Source organism: Bacillus sp. Au-Bac7 (assembly GCF_021341655.1).
GTDB lineage: Bacteria > Bacillota > Bacilli > Bacillales > Cytobacillaceae > Niallia.
This window is the reverse complement of sequence record NZ_JAJTTG010000013.1, coordinates 67,650-89,403: the sequence shown is the minus strand read 5'-3', so window position 1 is coordinate 89,403 and position 21,754 is coordinate 67,650. Positions and strand designations below refer to the sequence as shown.

17 protein-coding genes and 1 other annotated feature are annotated in these 21,754 nt (G+C 38.0%); of the genes, 4 read left to right on the top strand and 13 right to left on the bottom strand.

Features of this window, described 5'->3' with window-relative positions; all coding sequences use genetic code 11:
- Positions 1–32 precede the first annotated feature (32 nt).
- On the bottom strand, positions 33–1,910 hold the full coding sequence (locus LXM54_RS22870) for a sensor domain-containing diguanylate cyclase (protein ID WP_233317716.1): 1,878 nt from the start codon (positions 1,908–1,910) through the stop codon (positions 33–35).
- 542 nt (positions 1,911–2,452) lie between these two features.
- On the opposite strand from LXM54_RS22870, the gene rpsD reads away from it, so the two are divergent.
- The gene (gene rpsD, locus LXM54_RS22865; RefSeq protein ID WP_127736987.1) at positions 2,453–3,055 is read left to right on the top strand and encodes a 30S ribosomal protein S4; all 603 of its coding nucleotides are present in this window, start codon (positions 2,453–2,455) and stop codon (positions 3,053–3,055) included.
- A gap of 762 nt (positions 3,056–3,817) precedes the next feature.
- On the opposite strand, the gene LXM54_RS22860 is transcribed toward rpsD, so the two are convergent.
- The 5 genes from LXM54_RS22860 to tyrS all read right to left on the bottom strand — a co-directional run bounded on the left by LXM54_RS22860 (position 3,818) and on the right by tyrS (position 7,087).
- Positions 3,818–4,075 carry a hypothetical protein gene (locus tag LXM54_RS22860; protein ID WP_233317714.1) on the bottom strand — a complete coding sequence of 86 codons (258 nt, stop codon included), beginning with the start codon at positions 4,073–4,075 and terminating at the stop codon, positions 3,818–3,820.
- Positions 4,076–4,117: 42 nt separating this feature from the next.
- The gene (locus LXM54_RS22855) at positions 4,118–4,282 is read right to left on the bottom strand and encodes an aspartyl-phosphate phosphatase Spo0E family protein (protein ID WP_233317712.1); all 165 of its coding nucleotides are present in this window, start codon (positions 4,280–4,282) and stop codon (positions 4,118–4,120) included.
- Positions 4,283–4,615: 333 nt separating this feature from the next.
- Positions 4,616–4,816: a YozQ family protein gene (locus LXM54_RS22850; RefSeq protein WP_233317710.1), complete on the bottom strand. Its 201-nt coding sequence runs from the start codon at positions 4,814–4,816 to the stop codon at positions 4,616–4,618.
- Between the two features lie 246 nt (positions 4,817–5,062).
- Positions 5,063–5,689 carry a LysE family transporter gene (locus LXM54_RS22845; RefSeq protein WP_233317708.1) on the bottom strand — a complete coding sequence of 209 codons (627 nt, stop codon included), beginning with the start codon at positions 5,687–5,689 and terminating at the stop codon, positions 5,063–5,065.
- A gap of 141 nt (positions 5,690–5,830) precedes the next feature.
- On the bottom strand, positions 5,831–7,087 hold the full coding sequence (tyrS, locus tag LXM54_RS22840) for a tyrosine--tRNA ligase (RefSeq protein ID WP_233317706.1): 1,257 nt from the start codon (positions 7,085–7,087) through the stop codon (positions 5,831–5,833).
- Between the two features lie 103 nt (positions 7,088–7,190).
- Positions 7,191–7,419: a binding site (T-box leader), on the bottom strand.
- Positions 7,420–7,568: 149 nt separating this feature from the next.
- On the opposite strand from tyrS, the gene LXM54_RS22835 reads away from it, so the two are divergent.
- Positions 7,569–10,490, top strand: a complete 2,922-nt coding sequence (locus LXM54_RS22835; RefSeq protein WP_233317704.1) for a transglycosylase domain-containing protein — start codon at positions 7,569–7,571, stop codon at positions 10,488–10,490.
- Between the two features lie 43 nt (positions 10,491–10,533).
- Here the strand turns inward: LXM54_RS22835 and LXM54_RS22830 are convergent, their stop codons facing one another.
- The 3 genes from LXM54_RS22830 to LXM54_RS22820 form a co-directional block, all read right to left on the bottom strand.
- Positions 10,534–12,393, bottom strand: a complete 1,860-nt coding sequence (locus LXM54_RS22830) for a SpoIID/LytB domain-containing protein (protein WP_233317702.1) — start codon at positions 12,391–12,393, stop codon at positions 10,534–10,536.
- Between the two features lie 182 nt (positions 12,394–12,575).
- Positions 12,576–13,574 (bottom strand): catabolite control protein A, encoded by a 999-nt coding sequence (gene ccpA / locus LXM54_RS22825; protein ID WP_233317700.1) that lies wholly within the window; start codon positions 13,572–13,574, stop codon positions 12,576–12,578.
- 366 nt (positions 13,575–13,940) lie between these two features.
- Complete coding sequence (locus LXM54_RS22820; protein WP_233317698.1) at positions 13,941–15,017, bottom strand: bifunctional 3-deoxy-7-phosphoheptulonate synthase/chorismate mutase; 1,077 nt, start codon at positions 15,015–15,017, stop codon at positions 13,941–13,943.
- A gap of 293 nt (positions 15,018–15,310) precedes the next feature.
- On the opposite strand from LXM54_RS22820, the gene pilM reads away from it, so the two are divergent.
- Complete coding sequence (pilM, locus tag LXM54_RS22815; protein ID WP_233317696.1) at positions 15,311–17,467, top strand: cell division protein FtsA; 2,157 nt, start codon at positions 15,311–15,313, stop codon at positions 17,465–17,467.
- 40 nt (positions 17,468–17,507) lie between these two features.
- Here pilM and ytxJ read toward each other — a convergent pair whose 3' ends face one another.
- The 3 genes from ytxJ to LXM54_RS22800 all read right to left on the bottom strand — a co-directional run bounded on the left by ytxJ (position 17,508) and on the right by LXM54_RS22800 (position 18,820).
- Positions 17,508–17,834 carry a bacillithiol system redox-active protein YtxJ gene (gene ytxJ / locus LXM54_RS22810; protein ID WP_233317694.1) on the bottom strand — a complete coding sequence of 109 codons (327 nt, stop codon included), beginning with the start codon at positions 17,832–17,834 and terminating at the stop codon, positions 17,508–17,510.
- 61 nt (positions 17,835–17,895) lie between these two features.
- A complete protein-coding gene (locus LXM54_RS22805) occupies positions 17,896–18,360 on the bottom strand; it encodes a YtxH domain-containing protein (protein WP_233317692.1) in 465 nt (154 codons plus the stop codon).
- A 16-nt stretch (positions 18,361–18,376) separates the two neighbouring features.
- Positions 18,377–18,820 (bottom strand): DUF948 domain-containing protein, encoded by a 444-nt coding sequence (locus tag LXM54_RS22800; protein WP_233317691.1) that lies wholly within the window; start codon positions 18,818–18,820, stop codon positions 18,377–18,379.
- A gap of 283 nt (positions 18,821–19,103) precedes the next feature.
- On the opposite strand from LXM54_RS22800, the gene LXM54_RS22795 reads away from it, so the two are divergent.
- A complete protein-coding gene (locus LXM54_RS22795) occupies positions 19,104–20,219 on the top strand; it encodes an aminopeptidase (RefSeq protein WP_233317689.1) in 1,116 nt (371 codons plus the stop codon).
- A 48-nt stretch (positions 20,220–20,267) separates the two neighbouring features.
- On the opposite strand, the gene murC is transcribed toward LXM54_RS22795, so the two are convergent.
- On the bottom strand, positions 20,268–21,566 hold the full coding sequence (gene murC / locus LXM54_RS22790) for a UDP-N-acetylmuramate--L-alanine ligase (protein WP_233317687.1): 1,299 nt from the start codon (positions 21,564–21,566) through the stop codon (positions 20,268–20,270).
- Positions 21,567–21,754: the final 188 nt, after the last annotated feature.

Genomic DNA, 21,754 nt, shown 5'->3' with positions numbered 1-21,754 from the left:
CGTTTCGGGGTGTTTTCTTTTTGAAGCAAGCATTATTTTTGCAAGAATGCGTCCTGGACGATGACTCGGTCCTTCCCTGTTTCCTTAGCAATATACAGCGCTTTGTCTGCACGCTTAAAGAGTGCATGGTAATTCTCCTTCTTATGTCTCATCCAATAGGAGACCCCGCAGGAAATAGTCACAGGCGGGGCAGAGCTTTTCCTGACTTTTTCCACAAGTCTTTCTGCAATAGCAACCCCTACTTGGAGCGGAACTCTTGGCAAGTAGATTGCGAGCTCCTCACCGCCCCATCTTGCTCCAATATCTGTCGCTCGAATGTTTTCTAAGATGATATTAGCAACCTGAATAATAATTTCGTCACCGACTTGATGTCCATACGTATCATTAACTGCTTTAAAGTTATCAATATCAATGAGAATGAATGTACCTTCTGCATCCTCTACAAGGGACCTTTCTAGCTTTTCATCTAAGAAGCTTCTGGAATAGAGTTTTGTTAGATGATCTGTGACGACCATCTTTTCTAGCTCTTCTCTAAGCATAGAATTAGTCAGTGCTAATGTAGAATGATGGATAAGTGATTGCAGCAGCTTAAAAGTATCAAATGAAAAATGATACGGCTTTTGATGCATCACGATAGAAAAACCTTTTAAAATGCCTGTTTGCATCATCGGCACTGCCATAATCGATTTGAAAACAGCATCCTCTTCGGCAGGCATACTGAAATCTCCTAAAAACAAAGAGTCTTTTTCTTGTTTAATCTTTTCTTTAAAATACTGGATATAACTTTCAGCAGCTTTTGAGCAGAAAAAGTCCGTGCTTCCGTTTAAGACAGTCACTGTATTTGATTCAGCAGAAAATAAAATAAATCCTACCTCTTCAGCCTCAAAGCTTGTTGATATTCGATTCGACATATATGTCATCATTTCATTAAGCCTTAGATTAGCGTTTAACCGATGGGACGCTTCATTAATAAGCTGAAGATCAGACACCAGTTTTTTCGACTGCTGATACAGCTGTGCGTTTTCAAGTGCACCACCCGCAGTATTAGCAAGCAGAGAAATGAACTCTACTTCTTTTTTAGGGAACTTAACCGAGTTTTCAGCAATTACTTGCAAAACACCGTATACCCCTTGCTTTCCTTTCAAAGGAGCATATAGTATCGAATTTCTGCCCTCTTGAAGATACTCAAACTGGATCTCACCAGTTACGTAGGCTTCCATCGCAGCAAGGTTTGAGCTGTCATATTCCAAATCCTTAATGAGCAGATCTCCATGTGTGTTATTATCATGAGACAATAACAGATAATAGCCGAGCGATGGATAGATATCCTTTAAAGTATTGATAATCGCCCGCAAAACCCCTTCTGTATTCATGGAGGAGTGGAATTTTTCGGTTACCTTGAAGAGTTTTTTATATCTTTTCTCCTCTGCAACCACTTCCAGTAAATTTTGAACCTTTATTATATAGTAACTAAATTCTTCACTTATCAGCTTATACAGACAGTCATCACCAAGTGATTTGCTTTGTTCGGATTCATTTAATCTCACAACAAAAAAATTATAAAAGCCATCTTTATTTTTTAAAGGAATTAACAAATCATACTCTTCTAATTCATCAATACCAATTGGCTTTTTGCTGACTGCTCTTGTCAGCAGCCTGTTTTTTATATCTACTGTATACGGAAGGATGGATGCTGCAACTGTTGGGTTTGTTGACGCCTCCACAGCCCATTCATCGTTCCACTCATTAGCACTATAGTAAGTCACTTCTGCAGCATGCAAAAAATTTTTAATAATATAAAGCATTTCTCGCAGAATTATTTCGTAATTAAAGCTTTTACTTTCTATATCAAAGAGATCAAAGAAACGACTTTTTAGCTTTACTATTGATTGGTGGTCAAGCATATCCATCTAATTATCACCTATTCATCTAACTATTCATTGTATTTTTCCCAATTTATCCAAAGATATTGCCGCTGTCTTCTATTTAATTTTATAATGACAAGACTTAGTGCTAGACTAAAGTTAGCAACATCCAGTCCTATATAAACAACAGATACTTTTCGCCTAATCCAAAAGTAGGAATTTTATATACTTAAATTATCGGACAATTCTTATAGTAAAGTAAAACAATTATATCACAAGGCGCTGTAATGAGAATACAAGAGCATAAAATTTTCCTGCTCCTATAAAGGTAAATTTCTACTAGCATAAAATTAATAAATCTTAGCTTGACTTTTAGGCAGTTGAAATCATATAATATTCTTTGTGTAAAATATTGCAGCATATGCAAATCACTTTGTTGTTTTATTTTGTTCCTCAAAAGCTTTTTTGATGGTGTATTGTGTAACCCTTAGCTGCTAGGGCGAAGGTACATGAAGACAAAATAAACATAAAGGCTAGTTGCATCTGTTTTTATTTTACAAAATAAAAACATGAAGGAGGAGTCATCAATGGCTCGTTATACAGGTCCAAGTTGGAAACTTTCTCGTCGTCTTGGAATTTCTTTAAGCGGTACTGGCAAAGAGTTAGATAAACGCCCTTACGCTCCAGGACAACATGGTCCAAACCAACGCAAAAAATTATCAGAATACGGTTTACAATTACAGGAAAAGCAAAAATTACGTCATATGTATGGTGTAAATGAGCGTCAATTCCGTAATTTATTCGATATTGCTGGCAAAATGAAAGGTAAACACGGTGAAAACTTCATGGCGCTTCTAGAATCTCGCCTTGATAACGTTGTTTATCGTTTAGGTCTTGCTCGTACACGTCGTCAAGCACGTCAGCTTGTTAACCACGGTCACGTTATCGTTGATGGTGGACGTGTTGATATCCCATCATACCGTCTAAAAGCAGGTCAAACAATCACATTGCGTGAAAAATCACGTAATCTTGATATTGTTAAAGAAGCAGTTGAAGTGAACAACTTCGTACCTGATTTCTTGACTTTCGATGCTGATAAATTAGAAGGTACATTCACTCGTTTACCAGAACGTTCTGAATTGCCAGCTGAAATTAACGAAGCTCTTATCGTTGAGTTCTACTCTCGTTAATAGATTTGCTAATACAGCATTATCAAACCCTAGAAACCGCGTTGTATCAACGCTTTCTGGGGTTTTTTTATTACGCTTCGTAGAATGATGTATTGGGGCTTATATTGGGACTGAATTATTAGTGTGGACAGACACATCCTCTATATTTCAGTAAATAGTTTAACTTGAAAGCTAAAACCCTTCCCTTTACACCATTTCTCTAATTTATTTTTCCTATCTTTAGTTGTTGTGAAAAATATCAATACTGGAACTGCATTTTTTATCAATGCATTAATTCTTTATATCGTTGTATCTTCTTTTTGTTATCGATCATATCCCTCGTTTTATCCACTTTGACTAAATGACTTGTATAATTAATAGGTACATTATTGTAACAGAAAGCTAATTTTGCCTAATAATTTTTTAGAAGTCACATTCTCCTTATCAGGTAACTTCTTGCTGTTTGTTCATTTCAAAAAATTATTAGCTTTTAAAAAAGAACATAAAAAGACATTCACAACTTTTGTGAAGGCTTAAATCATGAATCCTTTATAAGAAAGTACAAATAATTCTGTTAATAAAGCATCTAAAAGACCCAGAAATTACTGCAATTTCTGAGGCTTTTTTGTCATCTTCTTTGATACTGCCCAATGTTTAATTCCGAAAAATACGGCTATAAGTCTAATAAGGAGCAAAGGCGTTTTAGCGATCCCCAATTTTCTCACCAATGCCTTTGCTCCTTCCCCATAAAAAAAAGACCCCCCCAGGTCTTCTGCATTCCAATTATTTTATCAAGCCTATCGCTATAGTCTCGATTAATGTCCTCACAGAAGCATTTCGTTTTCTGATGGCTTTCATCATTGTCACAAGCTTCCTTATTTCATCCTTGGACTGTTCTTCTATCAGCCACTCAACTAGCTCTGTACTTTTAATTCGAAGCGGACCACCTTTAGCAGGAACCTTAAAATCTCTTTCCCGTTTCAATACATTTCTTACATATGCTTTGTCATAATCATATAATGTCATTAAGTTTTCTTGCAACGTTCATCTTCCTTCGATTTATTTTTTTATGTAAGCCTCAATTCAAGAAGCTGCTTCTCCTTTATGTATCATCATTTGTAAATTCATTAAATTATCTAATCTCTTACTAAGTAAAATTGTTTCTTTAGAAGTGAACCCCTTTGCCATTCCTGTTGAAATCATATTCTCTCTCAGCATTTCAATTTGTTCATTTAAATGAATACTCATATGTAAACTACCCCTTTAATAATTTCCATAGAAATTTATTCTAACAAGGGTAAACGGATACAAAAAAGGATAATCTTTCTTCAAATGTCGACAATATATAACAAATTTTGACTGAATCTACCTGTAAATTCAAGCTGTTTAGATAACATCAGTTATAAAGAACTATAAATTTCCCCCTTCAATAGTTCTTAATTCCTACTATTCTTTTTGTAAGAATATTCTTTTATTTAATTCAAGGTCTTCAGCTATATAAAATATTAAAAAAGTTACATCCTTCTTCCATCCTTAAAAATAAAGGAAGGCAGGATGCTTCTCCTACCTTCCTTTATTTGCTTATTTTTTATGACCGTCATTTTGAAGGGGAATATCTTCTCCAGCGACATTTTCCATCACGCCGTCAATAGTGCCTTCTGTATAGGTATCTGATGATTGCTCATGGGTCTCAGCAAGCCCTTTTGAGACAACATCGTTCTTTTGATAGTCTTCTGTTTCGTAGGTTTTTCCCGCTACAGGAGCATTCTGTGTTTTTTTCATCGTAATTCCTCCATTTCTTCTATTTATTATTGTTGATACATGTTGTTAGAAGGATAGGAAGATGCTTTTGAATTAAGTGTTGAACAATCTGTCTGCATTGGTTTATTTGCTGCATTCCATTGATTGAGTTTTGCATCATTATCCTCCTAGAACTTCCGGCTTTGTGTTTTCTGTGATACAAAACATATTTTGCATGGATTTGAACAATCCATGCAGTCAATCGTCTGTTTACAAAAATTTACCTACTCAGAATAAAGCCTTATATGCTTGGTAAGCAAAATAAAGTCCGAAACCAATCATTGATAAAGATGACAAAACAGAAATTACATACAGCATATTAGAATGAAGCAGCCTTCTTGCAATGCCTGAAATGAGGGCCATTATGAGATCCCATAATAAAATCCCTGAGATAATAGCCAAGCTGCATAATATGAAGGACTTATTAGAAAAGCTCTCTGCTGATTTTGCCAATACAGAGCCATATATTCCAAGCCAGAAGAGAATGGTTAAAGGATTGGAAATAGACATTAAAAACCCAGAAAAAAACGACTTAAACAAAGAATTGTCCTGTTTATTCCTTTCTGTCACATTAATTTTGGCTGTATTAATCAAGCTTTCTATTCCGGTATACGTCAGTACGAAGAAACCGAACAAATACAAAAAGGTTTTCATAAATGGTGTGTTTATAAACTGACTTACTCCAAAATAAACCATCATCATATAAATAACATCAGCCGCCAATGCACCAAGCCCGAACACCCAGGCATGAAAGAAACCATTTCTGATTCCCTTGTCCAATTGTGCAGCGTTAACAGGACCAACAGGTGCCGCCAATGAAACACCTAATAATATATAAGGAAAAAAAGTACCCATAAATCCCTCCGCATATGTATATTTACTTCTAATGTATTCAGCGGCAGGGACTTGTACCACAAAAAATTATTTTCTATTTAGAGAATAAGTCGGCACTATAAAAAAGCTTCTTGGACAAACAGTCCAAGAAGCTTTAATTTATTAATATTGAATTAAGTAGTATTTCTTTTTCCCTCTTCTAATAACGGTGAACTGTCCTTCAATACGATCCTCTTCACCTAAAACATAGTCCAAATCCTGCTTTCGCTCACCATTGACGTACACAGCACCATTTGTTATGTCCTCACGAGCTTGCCTTTTCGATGATACAATGCCAGCAGCTACTAACAGGTCAACTAGAACTGCATCACCTTCTTCATGCTTGTATGTTGGAACATCCTTAAAGCCTTGCTTAATCTCAGATGCTGTCAGGTTTTTAATGTCTCCGCTGAAAAGTGCTTCCGTAATTTTCATGGCCTGCTCTAACGCTGCTTCGCCGTGAATCATTTTTGTCATTTCTTCAGCTAGAGCTTTTTGCGCCTTTCTTAAATGAGCTTCAGCCTGTAATGATTGCTCCAATTCTTCAATTGTTTCTTTTGAAAGGAATGTAAAGAATTTCAAGTATTTAATCACATCAGCATCTGCTGTATTAATCCAGAATTGGTAGAACTCATATGGTGTAGTCTTTTCCGGATCAAGCCAAATAGCACCACTTTCTGTTTTACCAAATTTAGTTCCATCAGCTTTCGTTACAAGCGGAATCGTTAATCCGTAAGCTTTTGCACCTTCTGCACTATTTTTACGGATAAGCTCTAATCCTGTCGTAATATTTCCCCATTGGTCACTGCCGCCAATTTGCAGCTTACAGTTATGGTTTTCGTAAAGATGCAAGAAATCAAGGGCCTGTAAGATTGTGTAAGTAAATTCTGTAAAGGAAATACCTGTTTCCAATCTTGAGGAGATTGTGTCTTTTGCCAGCATGTAATTGATGCCGATATGCTTGCCGTAATCTCTTAGGAATGTAACGATATCCATCTTGCCAGCCCAGTCATAGTTATTAACCATCACCGCACCATTATCGCCACCGAAATCAAATATTTTCTCGAGCTGTTTTTGCAGACATTTAACGTTATGTCCGATTGCATCTAGTGTTTGCAGATTTCTTTCTTCGCTCTTTCCGCTCGGATCACCAATAAGACCTGTTGCTCCGCCGACAAGCACGATTGGTGTATGTCCTGCATTTTGGAAGCGTCTCAATGTCAAGAACGGCAGCAAGTGTCCGATATGCATGCTGTCTGCAGTCGGGTCCACCCCGCAGTATAAGCTGATTTTTTCGTCAGCTAAAACATCTTTTAAGCCCTCTTCATCTGTTTGCTGGTAAACGATGCCTCTCCAATGTAACTCCTCAAGTAAATTCACTATAATTCCTCCATTCGTTATTCCTTTTGATTGTTATTAACAGCGCGTGCTTTTTGTGCGGCTCTTTTTTTCTGGAACAAAAAAAAGCGTCCCTGCATGAATATGCAGGGACGCTTTTTTAGCGCGGTACCACCCTAATTGAGAAAAGAAAACTTCTCTCCACTTAAAAAAGATAACGGCTCACAACCGTCTGCTGCTACTAACCCATATGAGGATTTCCCAACAGAAGCTACGGGAGGTAATTCATCCTTTTATATATGCCATTTCACACCAACCAATGGCTCTCTTAGTATAGTGATAAAAGAACTACTTATTCCCATCAACGCAATAACGAATCAATATTAGTTTGAGTTATTTTTACCATAAAAGAACGTAGCATGTCAAATGCTTTTGCGAAAAAGGTTGGAAATTATCGAACATTGTCCATATTGCCCATTGCTTTATGCTATAATGTATGTGATTTTAGGGGGAATGATACCATATGAATGAAAGCCCGAAGTGGAAAAACTATCTCCATGGTTTCCTAAGCTTCTTCACCAATAAAAAAACCGCCAAAAGAGCTCGTATCACTTATGAAGTCTCTTGGAATATTATATTGATATTCATTATTCTACTGATAGTCGGCGGTGCTTTTGCTGGAGGAATCGGTGCAGGCTATTTTGCTTCTCTTGTTAAGGAGGAACCTATCCGCTCCTACAAGACGATGCAAAAGGACATTTATAATTATGAAGAAACGTCCGAACTGTATTTTGCCGATAACGTTTATTTAGGAAAACTGCCGACAGATTTAGAACGAGAAGAAGTGCAAATAGAGGATGTATCACCATATTTAGTGGATGCGATCGTTGCCACAGAGGACGAGAACTTCTATAAGCATGATGGTGTAGTTCCTAAAGCGATAATGAGAGCATTGGTTCAGGAAGTTTCTAACAGCTCCACACAGTCTGGAGGAAGCACCTTAACACAACAGCTTATCAAAAACCAGATTTTAACGAATGAAGTTTCCTTTGAACGAAAAGCAAAGGAAATATTACTCGCATTAAGGCTGGAGAAATTTTTCTCTAAAGAGGAGATTCTTCAAGCATACTTAAATGTGTCTACTTTCGGCAGAAATGCCTCTGGCAGAAATATTGCCGGTGTACAGTCTGCTGCAAAAGGAATCTTTGGGGTGGAAGCAAAAGATCTTACATTGCCGCAGGCAGCATTTATCGCTGGACTCCCGCAAAGTCCGTTCGGCTATACTCCGTTCACCCAAGATGGAACAGTCAAAAAGAATTTAGAACCTGGTTTGGAAAGACTGCAGACGGTTCTGACAAGAATGTACAACCAGCATAAAATTACAAAAGAAGAGTACGAAAAAGCATCTGCCTATGATATAACGAAGGATTTCGCGAGCCCTGAGGCAAGTCCGACTGAAAAATATCCATGGGTTACTTACGAAATTGAAAATAGAGCGACCCAAATCATCGCTGAAATGCTTGCAAAAGAAGACGGCTATAATGCGAAGGATTTAGAGGAAGATGAAGTTCTGGAAGAGCAGTATTATGAGCTGGCTGATCGCCAAATCCATCAGAACGGCTATGAAATTCACAGTACAATCAATAAAAAAATGTATGATAAATTTCAGGATGTAGTAGCTAAATACCCATATTACGGTCCTGATAAACCACAAACTGTTACAAACAGCGAAACAGGAGAAAAGAAAACTATCATGGAGCCTGTAGAAACAGGTGCGGTGCTGATTGATAATAAGACTGGTGCTATTATCAGCTTTGTCGGAGGAAGAGATTATGACAGAGAAGCTACAAACCATAGCACAGCCCCAAGACCGAACGGTTCCACAATGAAGCCGCTGCTCGTATACGGTCCTGCCATTGAATTAGGAACACTTTCACCTGGAACAGTCCTTCCAGATGTGCCTTTGGCTCTGGACCCAGCAAGACCTGGGACAGTCTGGCCGAACAACTATGACTTCCAGTTTCATGGTCTTGTAACAGCAAGGGTTGCACTCGCTAAATCTTATAACGTCCCTGCGGTAAAGGCTTATGCGCAAATTCTGCCGCAAAAGCCTGCTACCTACTTAGAAAAAATGGGCTTTTCAACATTAACAGATGCCGATTATTCTAACAGAGCAACCTCTATTGGGGGAATAACAAACGGCGTCTCTGTTGAGGAAAATACGAATGCCTTTGCAACATTTGCAAATGGCGGAGAGTTCGTTGATGCTTATATGATTGATAAAATTGTTGATAAAGACGGAAAAGTTATCTATAAGCATAAAGCAGAAAAAGTGAAAGTATTCAGCCCGCAAACATCTTATTTAACTATCGATATGATGCGGGATGTTATTAATCAAGGAACCGCTACGGCAGTTAAAAGCCGCTTGAAGTTCAGCTCTGACTGGGCTGGAAAAACAGGAACAACACAGGAATTTAAGGATTCCTGGTTTGTGGCTACTAACCCGAATGTTTCCTTCGGGGTATGGACAGGTTATGACACACCTAAATCACTCCAGAGTTCCGGGACGATGAGCTACAGCATGCGTAATAACTATTTATGGGCAGATTTAATGAATGCTGCTTACGATGTCGATTCGAAGCTTGTAGACCCGTCTGAAAGCTTTACAATGCCAGGCGGAATTGTCAGACGATCTGTCTGCTCCCTTTCTGGTTTGCTTGCATCAGAGGGATGTTCAAAAGCGGGACTTGTTACAACAGATTTATTTAAAGCAAATGCTGTTCCGAACAAGACAGATGACAGTATCGTTGCAGGGAAATATGTGCAGATTGGCGATACGAAATATATGGCTTTAGACTCCACACCAAGTGAATTTGCTGAAAATGGAGTTATATTAAATCCTGACTATATTGAAAAACTGTTTGGAATTACTGTAACGGATCCTAGTACCTTGATTCAAAATAACACAGCGCTGAAAAATGTCGTTGTTCCATCAAATAAAATAACGGACAACGGAAAAGCTCCAGGAGCTCCAAAAATCAGCAGCAGCGGTAACACGATCACCTGGTCAAGATCCGGGGAAAAAGATGTTATCGGCTATCGTGTGTATCAAAACGGCAAAAAGGTCGCAAGCATTAAAGCGAGTGACAGTCTCTCCTATAGAGCTGGCAGCGGGGCTTATATTGTGAAAGCAGTTGATATTGCTGGTAAAGAATCTTCTAACTCTAATAAGATAGAAGTCGGCAATAAGACAAGCGATAAAAAAGAGGAAAACTCTAAAGCGAAAGCAGATACGGCGAAAAACACAGAGAAAAAGGAAGAGAATAAAACAGAAGCTTCAAACGAGGATAAAAACAAGCAAGAACAGACAAATGATGAATCAACTGATTCAGATAAAGAAGACTCTAACGCTGCAAGTGAGGAAGAAAAAAGCGATAATACTTGATCTTGCTGCAAAAAAGACGTTCCGTTTAACGGAACGTCTTTTTTTATTTTAATACTGTTATATATTTAGCAGAAACATAGCCGGTCTTTGAGCCTGATTTCACCTTATACCATGTCCCTTGCTGTGAAAGAATGATAACTGTTTGCTTTTTCTTTAGTTTTGTCATCACTTTTGAAGAGGTGCTTGGCTTTTGTCTTACATTTAGCACTGATGCCTTAACACTGCCTTTTTTCTCTTTAGCAGGCTTTGAAATCGTTACTTTTTGTTTAATGGTTTTCTTATATCCGTCCAAGTTTGCTGCCGTGATTTCAGCAGTATAATTGCCATTTGCTATTTTGCTGATATTCCAATCAGCAGAAATAGAGCCAGATTTCACTGCTTTATTATTGGCTAATGTGGAGATCGTCTTTCCTTTTGAGTCTTTCATTATAATGGTCGTTTTGCCAGCTTTATTAATCTTCATGGACAGCTTAACTGTATTCTTCTTGTAATCGGTATTAGCTTTAAAGCTTGAAATAACAGGTGCAACAGTATCTTTCTTTACTGTTTTGTTAGTTGATGTGTTCGAGTTACTGCTTGCATTACTATATTCCTTAACAAGAGTGGTACGGGGATAATAGAACTGTAGTATTTGTTTATAATTGTGTCCAGCCTCTGCTCTGTTTTTGGCGCCATACTGACTAAGGCCTACACCGTGACCATTTCCGCGGCCTTTAATAAAAATTATTCCGTTCTTTAATTCAGAAACATCAATTAAATAGCTTGGCATTTTGTCGATGCCAACCATCGCCCGAATCTTTGATGCTGGAACACCATTTAATTCTAGTGTTTTCTTTTCAGCAGTCTTGCCATCAGCTTTTATCAGCAGATATTCAACCTTTACAGATCCTTTAGAAACTCTCCCACCAGCTGACAATGCTTTTAAATCGAGTTCCAGCTTTGAAATTGTGGAGATTTTTATCTTGTTAACATCACTTGTATAGCCTTCTGTTTTCAACCAGGTTTTCATATTTTTCAGCACTTGCTGGTCTGCATCTGCTTCCTTCACAGATGTCCACCATGTGTCAGCCGCATCCAAATCCAGCTTGTCTGTCACCTGCTGCTGTTTTAGTTGGATTACCCAAGGGAACTTTTCCTTTGTAGATGGGTGAAAATCATACGCATCCTCTTCTACTGCAAAATAAGGAACTGCATTTCCTCCCCAAACACTGCTGTTTAGTTCTGTTTTGCCCCCATTGCTTGCAGAAAATACTGCATCTATTAACGTATTATTGTATTTCAGGACAAGCCCTTCTGTTTCCTTGACAGCTGTATCGCTGCGAGAATGACTTCCTGTAATCCCCCCATACACTTGCTTTGCAATAGTATCCACCATATTTGCATCATTTATATGTTTTAAGGCGTATGTTCTTGCTGCTACTGTTTGCGCCTTTAACGCTTCCATGGTCCACAGTGCTGGCATTTCTTGCGGAACGACACCTCTTAAATATGTTTCTATATCAATTTTATTGATTGGACGAATATACAATTTATTATTCTTCGTGTCTTTTTCTAATACAAATTGGAAGGACCCATAATAGCTGCGGCCATTTAATGCTAGAGAGCTATCTGTTTTCAATGGAGTTGCTGTGATTGTTCCATTCTCTAGAAGAACCTGTCCTTTGCTTGTAGACAGTTTTAACGCATTGTTAACAATACTCATGACAGTCTCTGTTCCTGCACTGACTTTTTTACCGTTGGAAAGGGTATATTCTCCATTAAAAACAACCGTAATGGAAGAATTATTGCCGAGATAATTGACAAGCTTCACTTCTAACATTGGGACTGTTTCCGCCTTTATTTGTGGTGAAAGGACAGAAATTACAACAGCACAAATAAGCAACATACACATTATCTTTTTCATCTATTTCCCCCTATTACCCATGACTATCTATCTATTAGTTATAAAAATAGTAAAATAACAATATAATACTTCTTCATTTTATAAATCTAAAGACATGATTACTAGGTGTAATTAATGGGAAATAAGACATACAAAACAAAAAAAGATGGCATCTACCAAAGCCATCTTTTTTTGAAAAATTATTATTTTGTTGATCCTCTAGACTCAATACGGTGAGGCAATACAACGATGCCATCTTCCACTGTTTCTTTGTTCATATACTTAGTCAACAACCTCATTGCCACTGCGCCAATATCATAAAGCGGCTGAACAACAGTTGTTAATTGCGGTCTTACCATTAGTGTAAGCTTTGTATTGTCAGAACTGATAATTTCAAAATCGTCTGGAACCTTAAAGCCTTTATCTTCTGCACAGTGGATAACGCCGATCGCCATTTCATCTGATCCAACGAAGATAGCAGTAGGCTTTTCAGCCAATTCCATTAGTTTGTCAAATGATTCCATACCAGATTCGTATGTGTAATCTCCTTCTACAACAAGATCTTCATTAAAGGCAATGCCTGCATCCGCCAATGCTCGCTTATATCCTTCAAGCTTATGCAACTTGTTAATAGGCTCTTCTAATGAACCCAGCACTAGTGCAATAACCTTATGTCCTTTTTCTACAAAAGAAGTAACAGCATCATAAGTTGCTTGCGCATAATCAATATTAACAGAAGCAATCTTTTTGCTTGATTCAACGCTTGCTGCAAGTACAATCGGCACTGGAGACTTTTCAAATTCCTGAACATGCTCCTCTGTAATGTTACCGCCCATGAATACAATCCCGTCAACTTGTTTTCCAAGCATTGTATTCAGAAGGTGAAGCTCTTTATCTTTATTTTGATCTGAGTTGCTCAAAATAATATTATATTTGTACATTGTTGCAATATCTTCAATCCCTCTAGCAAGCTCTGCATAGAAAGTGCTTGAAATATCAGGTATAACGACACCTACAGTCGTTGTCTTTTTACTTGCTAAACCGCGCGCTACAGCATTAGGTCTGTATCCTAAACGGTCAATTACCTCAAGGACCTTCTTCCTTGTTGCAGGTTTCACATTCGGGTTTCCGTTTACAACACGGGAAACAGTAGCCATTGATACACTCGCTTCCCTAGCGACATCATATATTGTAATATTCATGTTCTACACTCCTTTTAAACGTACATTCACTATATTTATTTTACGGCAAGTAGCTAGAACCTAAACATTGTTTGTTTCAATTTAGCTAATCTTGTCTGATTATGTATTTAATCATACGATAACGTTGCAAATGCCGCAATGACAAGCTTTCATTTTTTTTCAAAAAAGCTGTTTTTTTTAATTAATTAAGGTTAGCCCTGTTGTCAGAGCGTTTTCATTTCTAAATATTCTAACATATATGAATCTAAAATGCCCGTGATACCTATTATCACTACTCATTTTATAGACATTTTCCAACAAACTTATACCTAATGAAAGAGCAAACAAAAAAGCAGATGGTATCATCCATCTGCTTTTTTCAAAAAATTATGCTCTTACGTATGGTGACTCAAGAATTGATTTGTAGAACTCATCGAATTGCGGAATATCCATTTGCTGTGCAGAATCTGACAGAGCAACTGCAGGATCCGGGTGAACCTCAGCCATAACGCCGTCTGCTCCGATTGCAAGTGCTGCTTTAGCACAAGGCAACAGCAAATCTTTTCTTCCAGTTGAGTGTGTTACATCAACAAATACAGGAAGATGTGTTTCTTGTTTTAAGATTGGTACTGCAGAGATATCAAGGGTATTTCTTGTAGCACGTTCGTATGTGCGGATACCGCGTTCACAAAGCATGATTTGGTCATTACCTTGAGAAATAATATATTCAGCTGCGTTAATGAACTCCTCAATTGTGGCAGCAAGTCCTCTTTTTAGCAATACAGGCTTCTTCACACTACCAGCTGCTTTTAATAACTCGAAGTTTTGCATGTTACGAGCACCGATTTGAATAACATCAATGTAATCCAATGCTTCTTCAATATGCTGTGGGCTTACGATTTCACTGATTACACGAAGATCGTATTCATCAGCAACACGCTTTAGGATTTTTAGACCTTCTACACCAAGACCTTGGAAATCATAAGGAGATGTTCTTGGTTTAAACGCTCCTCCACGAAGCAATGTTAAACCTTTTGCTTTTACACTTTCAGCAACTTTTGCAACTTGCTCATATGACTCAACTGAACATGGACCAAAGACGAATTTAGGTACTCCATCGCCAATTTTTGTTCCTCTAATATCAACAATTGTATCTTCCGGTTTCTTTTTACGTGAAACAAGAAGTGCTTTGCTGTCATCTTCTTGCTGCAGCTGCAGACCAGCTTTGAAGATTTGTTTGAACAAGTGGGCAATCGTTGCATTATCGAACGGCCCGTCGTTTTTAGCTAAAATATCGTCAAGCATTTTGCGTTCCCTTACAGGGTCATAGCGATGTGCTCCATGTGTCACTTTTGTTTGTGCGATTTTTTGGACTAAGTTAGCTCTCTCGTTAATCTTCTCTAAAATTTCTAAGTTTAACTCATCAATTCTGTCACGAAGCATTTCCAATTCTTTATTGCTCACTATCTCCATCATCCCTTCTATCAATAATCCAAATCAGTGTTTTCTATAACCTGTTTGGACAACTGCCGATTATTCTTTATACCAACTAAAAAATATGTTACATTTCTTTTAATTGGGTTTATTATAAAACAACTTTATTCGGTTGTCACTACTTTTCTTTATTAATTAAACGCTTTTAAGCACTAAAGCGTTTTTATTCATATTTTTTCTGTAAATATAAGTTAAACAATAACATTTATTATGTACACAATAAACCCATTTTTTATCATTTTCATTAAAAGAAGGTGTATTTTTTGCAAAATAAAGAAAAATTATTTGCATTAGATATTGGTACACGATCCGTAGTTGGCATTATCATTGAAGCTGATAGTGATAATTATCATGTTTCAGATATTCTTTCCATTGAGCATAAAGAAAGAGCAATGCTAGACGGACAAATACATGATGTCCTTGCAGTAGCTAAAATCATTCAGGAAATTAAAACTAAAATGGAAGAAAAACATGGTCCTCTCCGCAAAGTCAGTGTAGCTGCAGCAGGGAGAGCACTAAAAACAGAAAAAGCTGCTTATACGGTAGAAATCGCAAGAAAACCAATGATGACTAAGCAGGATATTCTACATATGGAGCTTGCGGCCGTCCAGCAGGCACAAAGTGCGGTTGCTGAAAAAAACAGTCGCGAAAACAGTCAATTTTATTATTGTGTTGGTTATTCTGTGCTTCGTTACACACTTGATGAACAAGAAATGGGGAGCTTGATTGACCAGCAGGGAAATGTTGCAAAGGTAGAGATCATTGCTACTTTTCTGCCAAAGGTTGTCGTAGAATCATTGATTGCCGCATTGCACAGGGCAGATTTGGAAATGGAGGCTTTGACACTTGAACCGATTGCCGCCATTAATGTATTGATTCCTCCATCTATGAGAAGATTAAATGTCGCTCTTGTAGATATTGGAGCAGGAACATCCGATATTGCTATTACTGATGAAGGCACTGTTATCGCTTATGGCATGGTTCCTGTCGCTGGGGATGAAATAACAGAAGCAATCAGCGATCAATATTTATTGGATTTTCCATTAGCAGAAGCAGCCAAAAAACAGCTCTCTGAACTGGAGCAAATAACGATTACTGATATTCTTGGCTTTTCTACAGACATAAGCAGAGCAGAAGTTATCAAGCAAATATCTCCTGCATTAGATAAGCTTGCAGACGCCATTTGCCGGGAAATACTGCTCCTGAATAACCATCAGTCACCAAAGGCTGTCATGCTTGTCGGCGGAGGTAGCCAAACACCTGCACTTCAAGAAAAAATAGCAGAGCTGTTAAATTTGCCTGCGAACCGAGTTGCAATTAGAGGCATTGATGCTATTAATAACTTAACCTTTGAGGATTCGGCTATTAAAGGACCTGAGCTTGTTACACCAGCAGGCATTGCGATAGCGGCAGGTCAATCTCCTGTGCAATATAAAACTGTTTATGTGAACGAACAGCCTATCAGGCTGTTTGAAGTAAATAAGCTGACAATTGGAGACTGTCTGCTTGCCTCTGGCCTCTCCGTATCTAAACTGTACGGCAAGCCGGGAATAGCAAAAATCATTTCTTTAAATGGGCAAAAAATTACTATCCCAGGAAGCCATGGGGAAGGACCTGTCATTACAAGAGATGGGGAAATTTGTTCATTAGATGATTTAGTCGAAAACGGGCAAAGTCTGAAAGTGGTAAAAGGCAAGGATGGAGAGCAGACACAAGTACAGATTAAGAGCTTGCTAGATTCAGATACTGGCAGAAGTGTGCGCATTAATGGCAAGGATTACACAATTTGTGACAGAGTTTTCTGCAACGGGCAAGCAGCCTCTCTCGATAAATGGATAGAAGATCGTGATGTAATTGATGTAGTAACAGTCTATACCATTCAAGAGCTCTTGGAAGGTCTTGAATTATACGATATTTTGGAGGAATTGCGTCCTTTCCAAATAAAAATCAATGAAAAGGATACTGTCATTCCAGCTTTTACCGGAAAGCTTTATCGAAACGGACTGCCCTCCAAGCTAAATCACAGCTTTGATACTAACGATGAAATCATGATTGAAAAAAGGCAGATTCCAACAGTCTCAGAATTGGCGGAAAGAAGACAGGTGCTGTTTGTTCAAGTGCTCCCTGTCACCTTTAATGGAAAGAAATTGACCCTCTCCAAACAGCTAGCTCAAGTTTCAAGAAATGGGCAAGCATTAAACCTAGAGGATAAAATTTATCCTAACGAAAAAATTCAAATTGAACAGAAACCTTTTGAAGGCTTCTTATTCCAAGATTTATTTGCATATGTGCAAATAGATATGCCAAAAAGTAACCAAGGAAGCTTTGAACTGATGAAAAATGGGGAAAAAGCAACCTTTTTAACACCTATCGACAAAGGTGACGACCTTTCCATTGTCTGGAAGGTTGCTGCAACATAAAAAAAAGATGGCATGGGGAGTATCCCGTTGCCATCTTTTTTTATGCTTGTGCACTTGCTTCTTGAAGAGAGTCGACTGTAATTCCACCGTGTGATGCATTCCATACAACAGAACGGTCAGAGAACAACAAAGCTTGCGGCGATTCATGTCTAACCCCGAATGTTTCAGCAATATAGTTAGATAGCGGTCTAGCCTCCTGTACAGCCAAATAATAGGTATCGATATCTTTATTTGTGTCTGCATATTGGTTATATTCGTCAAATGCTGCCGCACTAATCGGACATGTTAAACTATGCTTCACAACGAATGCTTTCTTGCTGCTGTTCAAAACCTCTTCCAATTGTTCTACTGTCTCAATTTTTTTCATGGATTTCCCTCCAGTTTTTGTATTTACATAAAAAGGCAGCCCCATTAGCTGGGGCACCTTATTATTGGTTATATCTGCTTTCTGTTTCATCAAACGCTTTTTTTGTTTCTTCCAGTTTCTTTTGGATTTCATCATACTCGCCCTTGAAAGGGTCGTCAGTTTCCGTACCTGCAGCAGCTTCTACATTATCTGTCTGCTGTTCGTCTTTCCCTCGATTTTTTACTTTCTCCATTAAACCATTGGAATGCTTCGTTACCGTATTGCCTAAGCTGCCTGTCTTATCTTTAGCAATGCTGATATACTCAGTTCCTTTATCCTTAACTGTGCCAGAGAGCTCAATTCCTTTTTCTTTCAGAAGTCCTGCCTGCTGATTCAAATCCTGAATCAGTTCCTTACCAGGCTTTGGAGCAAGGAATAGAGCTGTCGCTGCTCCAACAATTCCGCCTACAATGGCACCTAGCAGAAAGTCTTTTCCGTTTGAGCTTTCATTTTCTACAACTGTTGTTTCGTATTCCCTTGTCATCATTACCCCTCCTAAAAAATTAATGAGCTTTTACTTTTATGTTACTCTCAGCAGCTTTGCGAGCTTTCCACTGATCTCTGATGTTAAAGAACATCTTGCTGTATTGAAGTACTTGGGCAATCTTGTCCTGATTGTGGACAAGCTTTTGCTCCACATTTTGATTGATGTTTTGAATAGAATCATTAAATCCTTTAACTGAAGTGCCAATACCTTTAACAGCATCGACAACACTATTGAGGCTTTCTGATTTTTGCTGAATATCCTCTGCCAAAACATTTGTCTTATGCAGTAAAATGGTCGTTTCCTTCGTGACACCATCAAGCTGTCTTTCAAGGCCAACTAATGTTTTGGAGACACTATCAAGTGTGATATGTAACGATTTCAATGTTCTGGCAACATAAATTACCAAAATAGTGAAAGCAATGGCAATCAATGCAACACTGCAATATAAAATAATAATCATTTACTATACACCTCCGCTTTTTTCAATGTTTTTCCCAATTTGGCGAATGCCTAAACCTTTCTTCTATTATAGTTGGAAAAACAGCCAGAAACAAATAAAACAGGTAAATTCATCCTATAACTTTTGTGTCAAAAGACTCCCCTAGTTTAGGTTATTTTAGACAATATTATTTAAGAAAAATATTTTTTAGGGTACAATAATATAGTTGACCACATAATCGGGGGTTCGACGTATCTACATACAAAGAAGAGTCGAAATTTTTTAATAATATAGGAGGCATTTTATGAAAGATCCACGTATTGAGCTGTTAGCTAAAAACTTAATTAATTACTCTATTCGATTGCAAAAAGGAGAAAAAGTACTTATTGAAAACTTCGGTTTACAAAAGGAGCTAGTCAAAGCTCTTGTGAAGGAAGCATATGCTGCAGGCGGATACCCATTTGTTTCATTAAAGGATAATGATGTGAACAGATCATTGCTATTAGGTGCCCAAGAAGAACAATATGAAATGATGGCTGCCTTTGAAGCGAATGTAATGAGCCAAATGGATGCTTATATTGGACTTCGTGCAGGTGACAATATTAATGAACATGCAGATGTTCCTGCTGAAAAAATGAAAATCGAAGGCTCTACAATCGGAAAGAAAGTCCACAGGGAAATTCGTGTTCCGAAGACAAAATGGGTTGTGCTTCGTTACCCAAGTCCATCTATGGCCCAGCTTGCAAAAATGAGCACAGATGGATTTGAAGATTTCTACTTTAATGTCTGCAATCTAGACTATGGCAAAATGGATAAAGCAATGGATAGTCTTGTTGATCTAATGAACAAAACGGATGAAGTAAAAATTACTGGCCCTGGAACTGATTTGACTTTCTCTATTAAAGATATTCCTGCCATCAAGTGCTCTGGCCAAATGAATATACCTGACGGGGAAGTTTATACTGCTCCTGTGCGCAATTCTGTAAACGGAACGCTTACCTATAATACACCATCTCCATACCAAGGATTCACGTTTGAGCAGGTTAAGCTTACATTCAAGGATGGCAAAATCATTGAAGCAACTTCTAATGATACAGAACGCTTGAACGCAATCCTTGATACAGATGAGGGCGCAAGATTTATTGGGGAGTTTGCGATTGGGGTAAATCCATACATTCTTCATCCAATGCAGGATATTCTGTTTGACGAAAAAATTGATGGAAGCTTCCACTTCACACCAGGACAATGCTATGATGATGCATTCAATGACAATCATTCTAATATTCATTGGGATATGGTCAATATTCAAAGACCTGATTATGGCGGAGGAGAAATTTATTTCGACGGTGTGCTTATTCGTAAGGATGGAAGATTTGTTATACCTGAACTAGAGTCATTGAATCCAGAAAACCTTAAATAAAATGACAAAAAAAAGATGCTGCTTTTAGCAGCATCTTTTTTATACTATTTACACAAGCGATTTTTCATACGCCTCTTGGAATTTCTGAACATCTCCAGCACCCATAAATAGGATAACACTCTTTTCGTGTGCTTTCAGTGCTTCAATTTTTTCTTCTGAAATGACTTTGCTGCCTGGAATTTTCTCTGCCAAGTCTTCAATGCTAAGCTTGCCATGGTTTTCTCTTGCAGATCCGAATATTTCACACAAATAAGTGGAATCAGCCAAGCTTAAGCTTTCAGCAAATTCATTTAAGAAAGTTTGCGTACGTGAGAATGTGTGCGGCTGGAATACTGCCACAATCTCTCTGTCCGGATACTTCTGTCTTGCAGCTTCAACCGTCGCTTTGATTTCCGTTGGGTGATGTGCATAATCATCAATGATTACTTGATCTCCGATTTGTTTTTCAGAGAATCTGCGTTTTACACCTTCAAATGACATTAAGCGTTCCTGCACAATGCTTGCATCCAAATCTTCGTAATGACTTAAAGCAATAACAGAAAGTGCATTTAAAATATTATGGTTGCCAAATGTCGGAATTGAGAATGTATTATAGTAAGTATTTCTTACATATACTTCAAACGTCGTACCTTCTGTTGACTTTACAACATTTCTTGCTTGGAAATCATTTTCATCGTCAAATCCGTAGAACACAACAGGCACTTTTGCTTGAATTTTTTGAAGCTGTTCATCATCACCACAAGCAAAGATTCCTTTGTTCACTTGCCAAGCCATTTCCTGGAAGGCAGAAAATACATCATCAACATTCGCAAAATAATCAGGATGATCAAAATCAATATTCGTCATGATGGCATAATCTGGGAAGTAAGATAAGAAGTGTCTTCTGTACTCACATGCTTCAAATGCAAAGTACTCCGCATTCTCCGTACCTCTTCCTGTTCCATCCCCAATTAAATATGCTGTCGGCTTCGCGCCTTTTATCACATGAGCAAGCAGCCCTGTTGTGGATGTTTTACCATGGGCGCCTGTCACAGCCACACTCGTGAACTGCTTCATAAAGTCGCCTAAAAAACGGTGGTAGCGGACAACTGGTAGACCCAGTGCGTTTGCTTCCACAACTTCTTCATGCGTATCAGGGAAAGCATTGCCCACAATGACATTCATTCCCGGCTGAATATTTTCCTTTGAGAAAGGAAGAATTTTAATTCCTGACTGTTCTAAAGCCACCTGTGTAAAAAATCTCTTTTCTACATCTGAACCTTGAACTTTTAATCCCATATCATGCAGGATTTGTGCAAGTGCACTCATCCCTGACCCTTTAATACCTACGAAGTGGTAAATAGTCATATAAAGAACCTCCAACTATCGTATATCTTTTACACAGTATATGAAATGAACCTATAATTTGCTCATAGCATAAATTTCGCCACTATGGGCCTCGTAAAGGGATATTACCTTTTTAAAGAAAATGCTAAATAAGGTAATATCCAATCAGGCCAGATTTAACTTTTTTTTCCTTTTTTCACTCACATTTA

What these genes read in the sequence shown, in the direction of transcription:
- murC (WP_233317687.1), bottom strand. Translation starts at nt 21,566, where the DNA reads ATGACTATTTACCACTTCGTAGGTATTAAAGGGTCAGGGATGAGTGCA.
- ccpA (WP_233317700.1), bottom strand. Translation starts at nt 13,574, where the DNA reads ATGAATATTACAATATATGATGTCGCTAGGGAAGCGAGTGTATCAATG.
- LXM54_RS22835 (WP_233317704.1), top strand. Translation starts at nt 7,569, where the DNA reads ATGAATGAAAGCCCGAAGTGGAAAAACTATCTCCATGGTTTCCTAAGC.
- LXM54_RS22805 (WP_233317692.1), bottom strand. Translation starts at nt 18,360, where the DNA reads ATGATGACAAGGGAATACGAAACAACAGTTGTAGAAAATGAAAGCTCA.
- LXM54_RS22845 (WP_233317708.1), bottom strand. Translation starts at nt 5,689, where the DNA reads ATGGGTACTTTTTTTCCTTATATATTATTAGGTGTTTCATTGGCGGCA.
- LXM54_RS22830 (WP_233317702.1), bottom strand. Translation starts at nt 12,393, where the DNA reads ATGAAAAAGATAATGTGTATGTTGCTTATTTGTGCTGTTGTAATTTCT.
- LXM54_RS22855 (WP_233317712.1), bottom strand. Translation starts at nt 4,282, where the DNA reads ATGAGTATTCATTTAAATGAACAAATTGAAATGCTGAGAGAGAATATG.
- rpsD (WP_127736987.1), top strand. Translation starts at nt 2,453, where the DNA reads ATGGCTCGTTATACAGGTCCAAGTTGGAAACTTTCTCGTCGTCTTGGA.
- LXM54_RS22870 (WP_233317716.1), bottom strand. Translation starts at nt 1,910, where the DNA reads ATGGATATGCTTGACCACCAATCAATAGTAAAGCTAAAAAGTCGTTTC.
- LXM54_RS22850 (WP_233317710.1), bottom strand. Translation starts at nt 4,816, where the DNA reads ATGAAAAAAACACAGAATGCTCCTGTAGCGGGAAAAACCTACGAAACA.
- LXM54_RS22795 (WP_233317689.1), top strand. Translation starts at nt 19,104, where the DNA reads ATGAAAGATCCACGTATTGAGCTGTTAGCTAAAAACTTAATTAATTAC.
- ytxJ (WP_233317694.1), bottom strand. Translation starts at nt 17,834, where the DNA reads ATGAAAAAAATTGAGACAGTAGAACAATTGGAAGAGGTTTTGAACAGC.
- LXM54_RS22800 (WP_233317691.1), bottom strand. Translation starts at nt 18,820, where the DNA reads ATGATTATTATTTTATATTGCAGTGTTGCATTGATTGCCATTGCTTTC.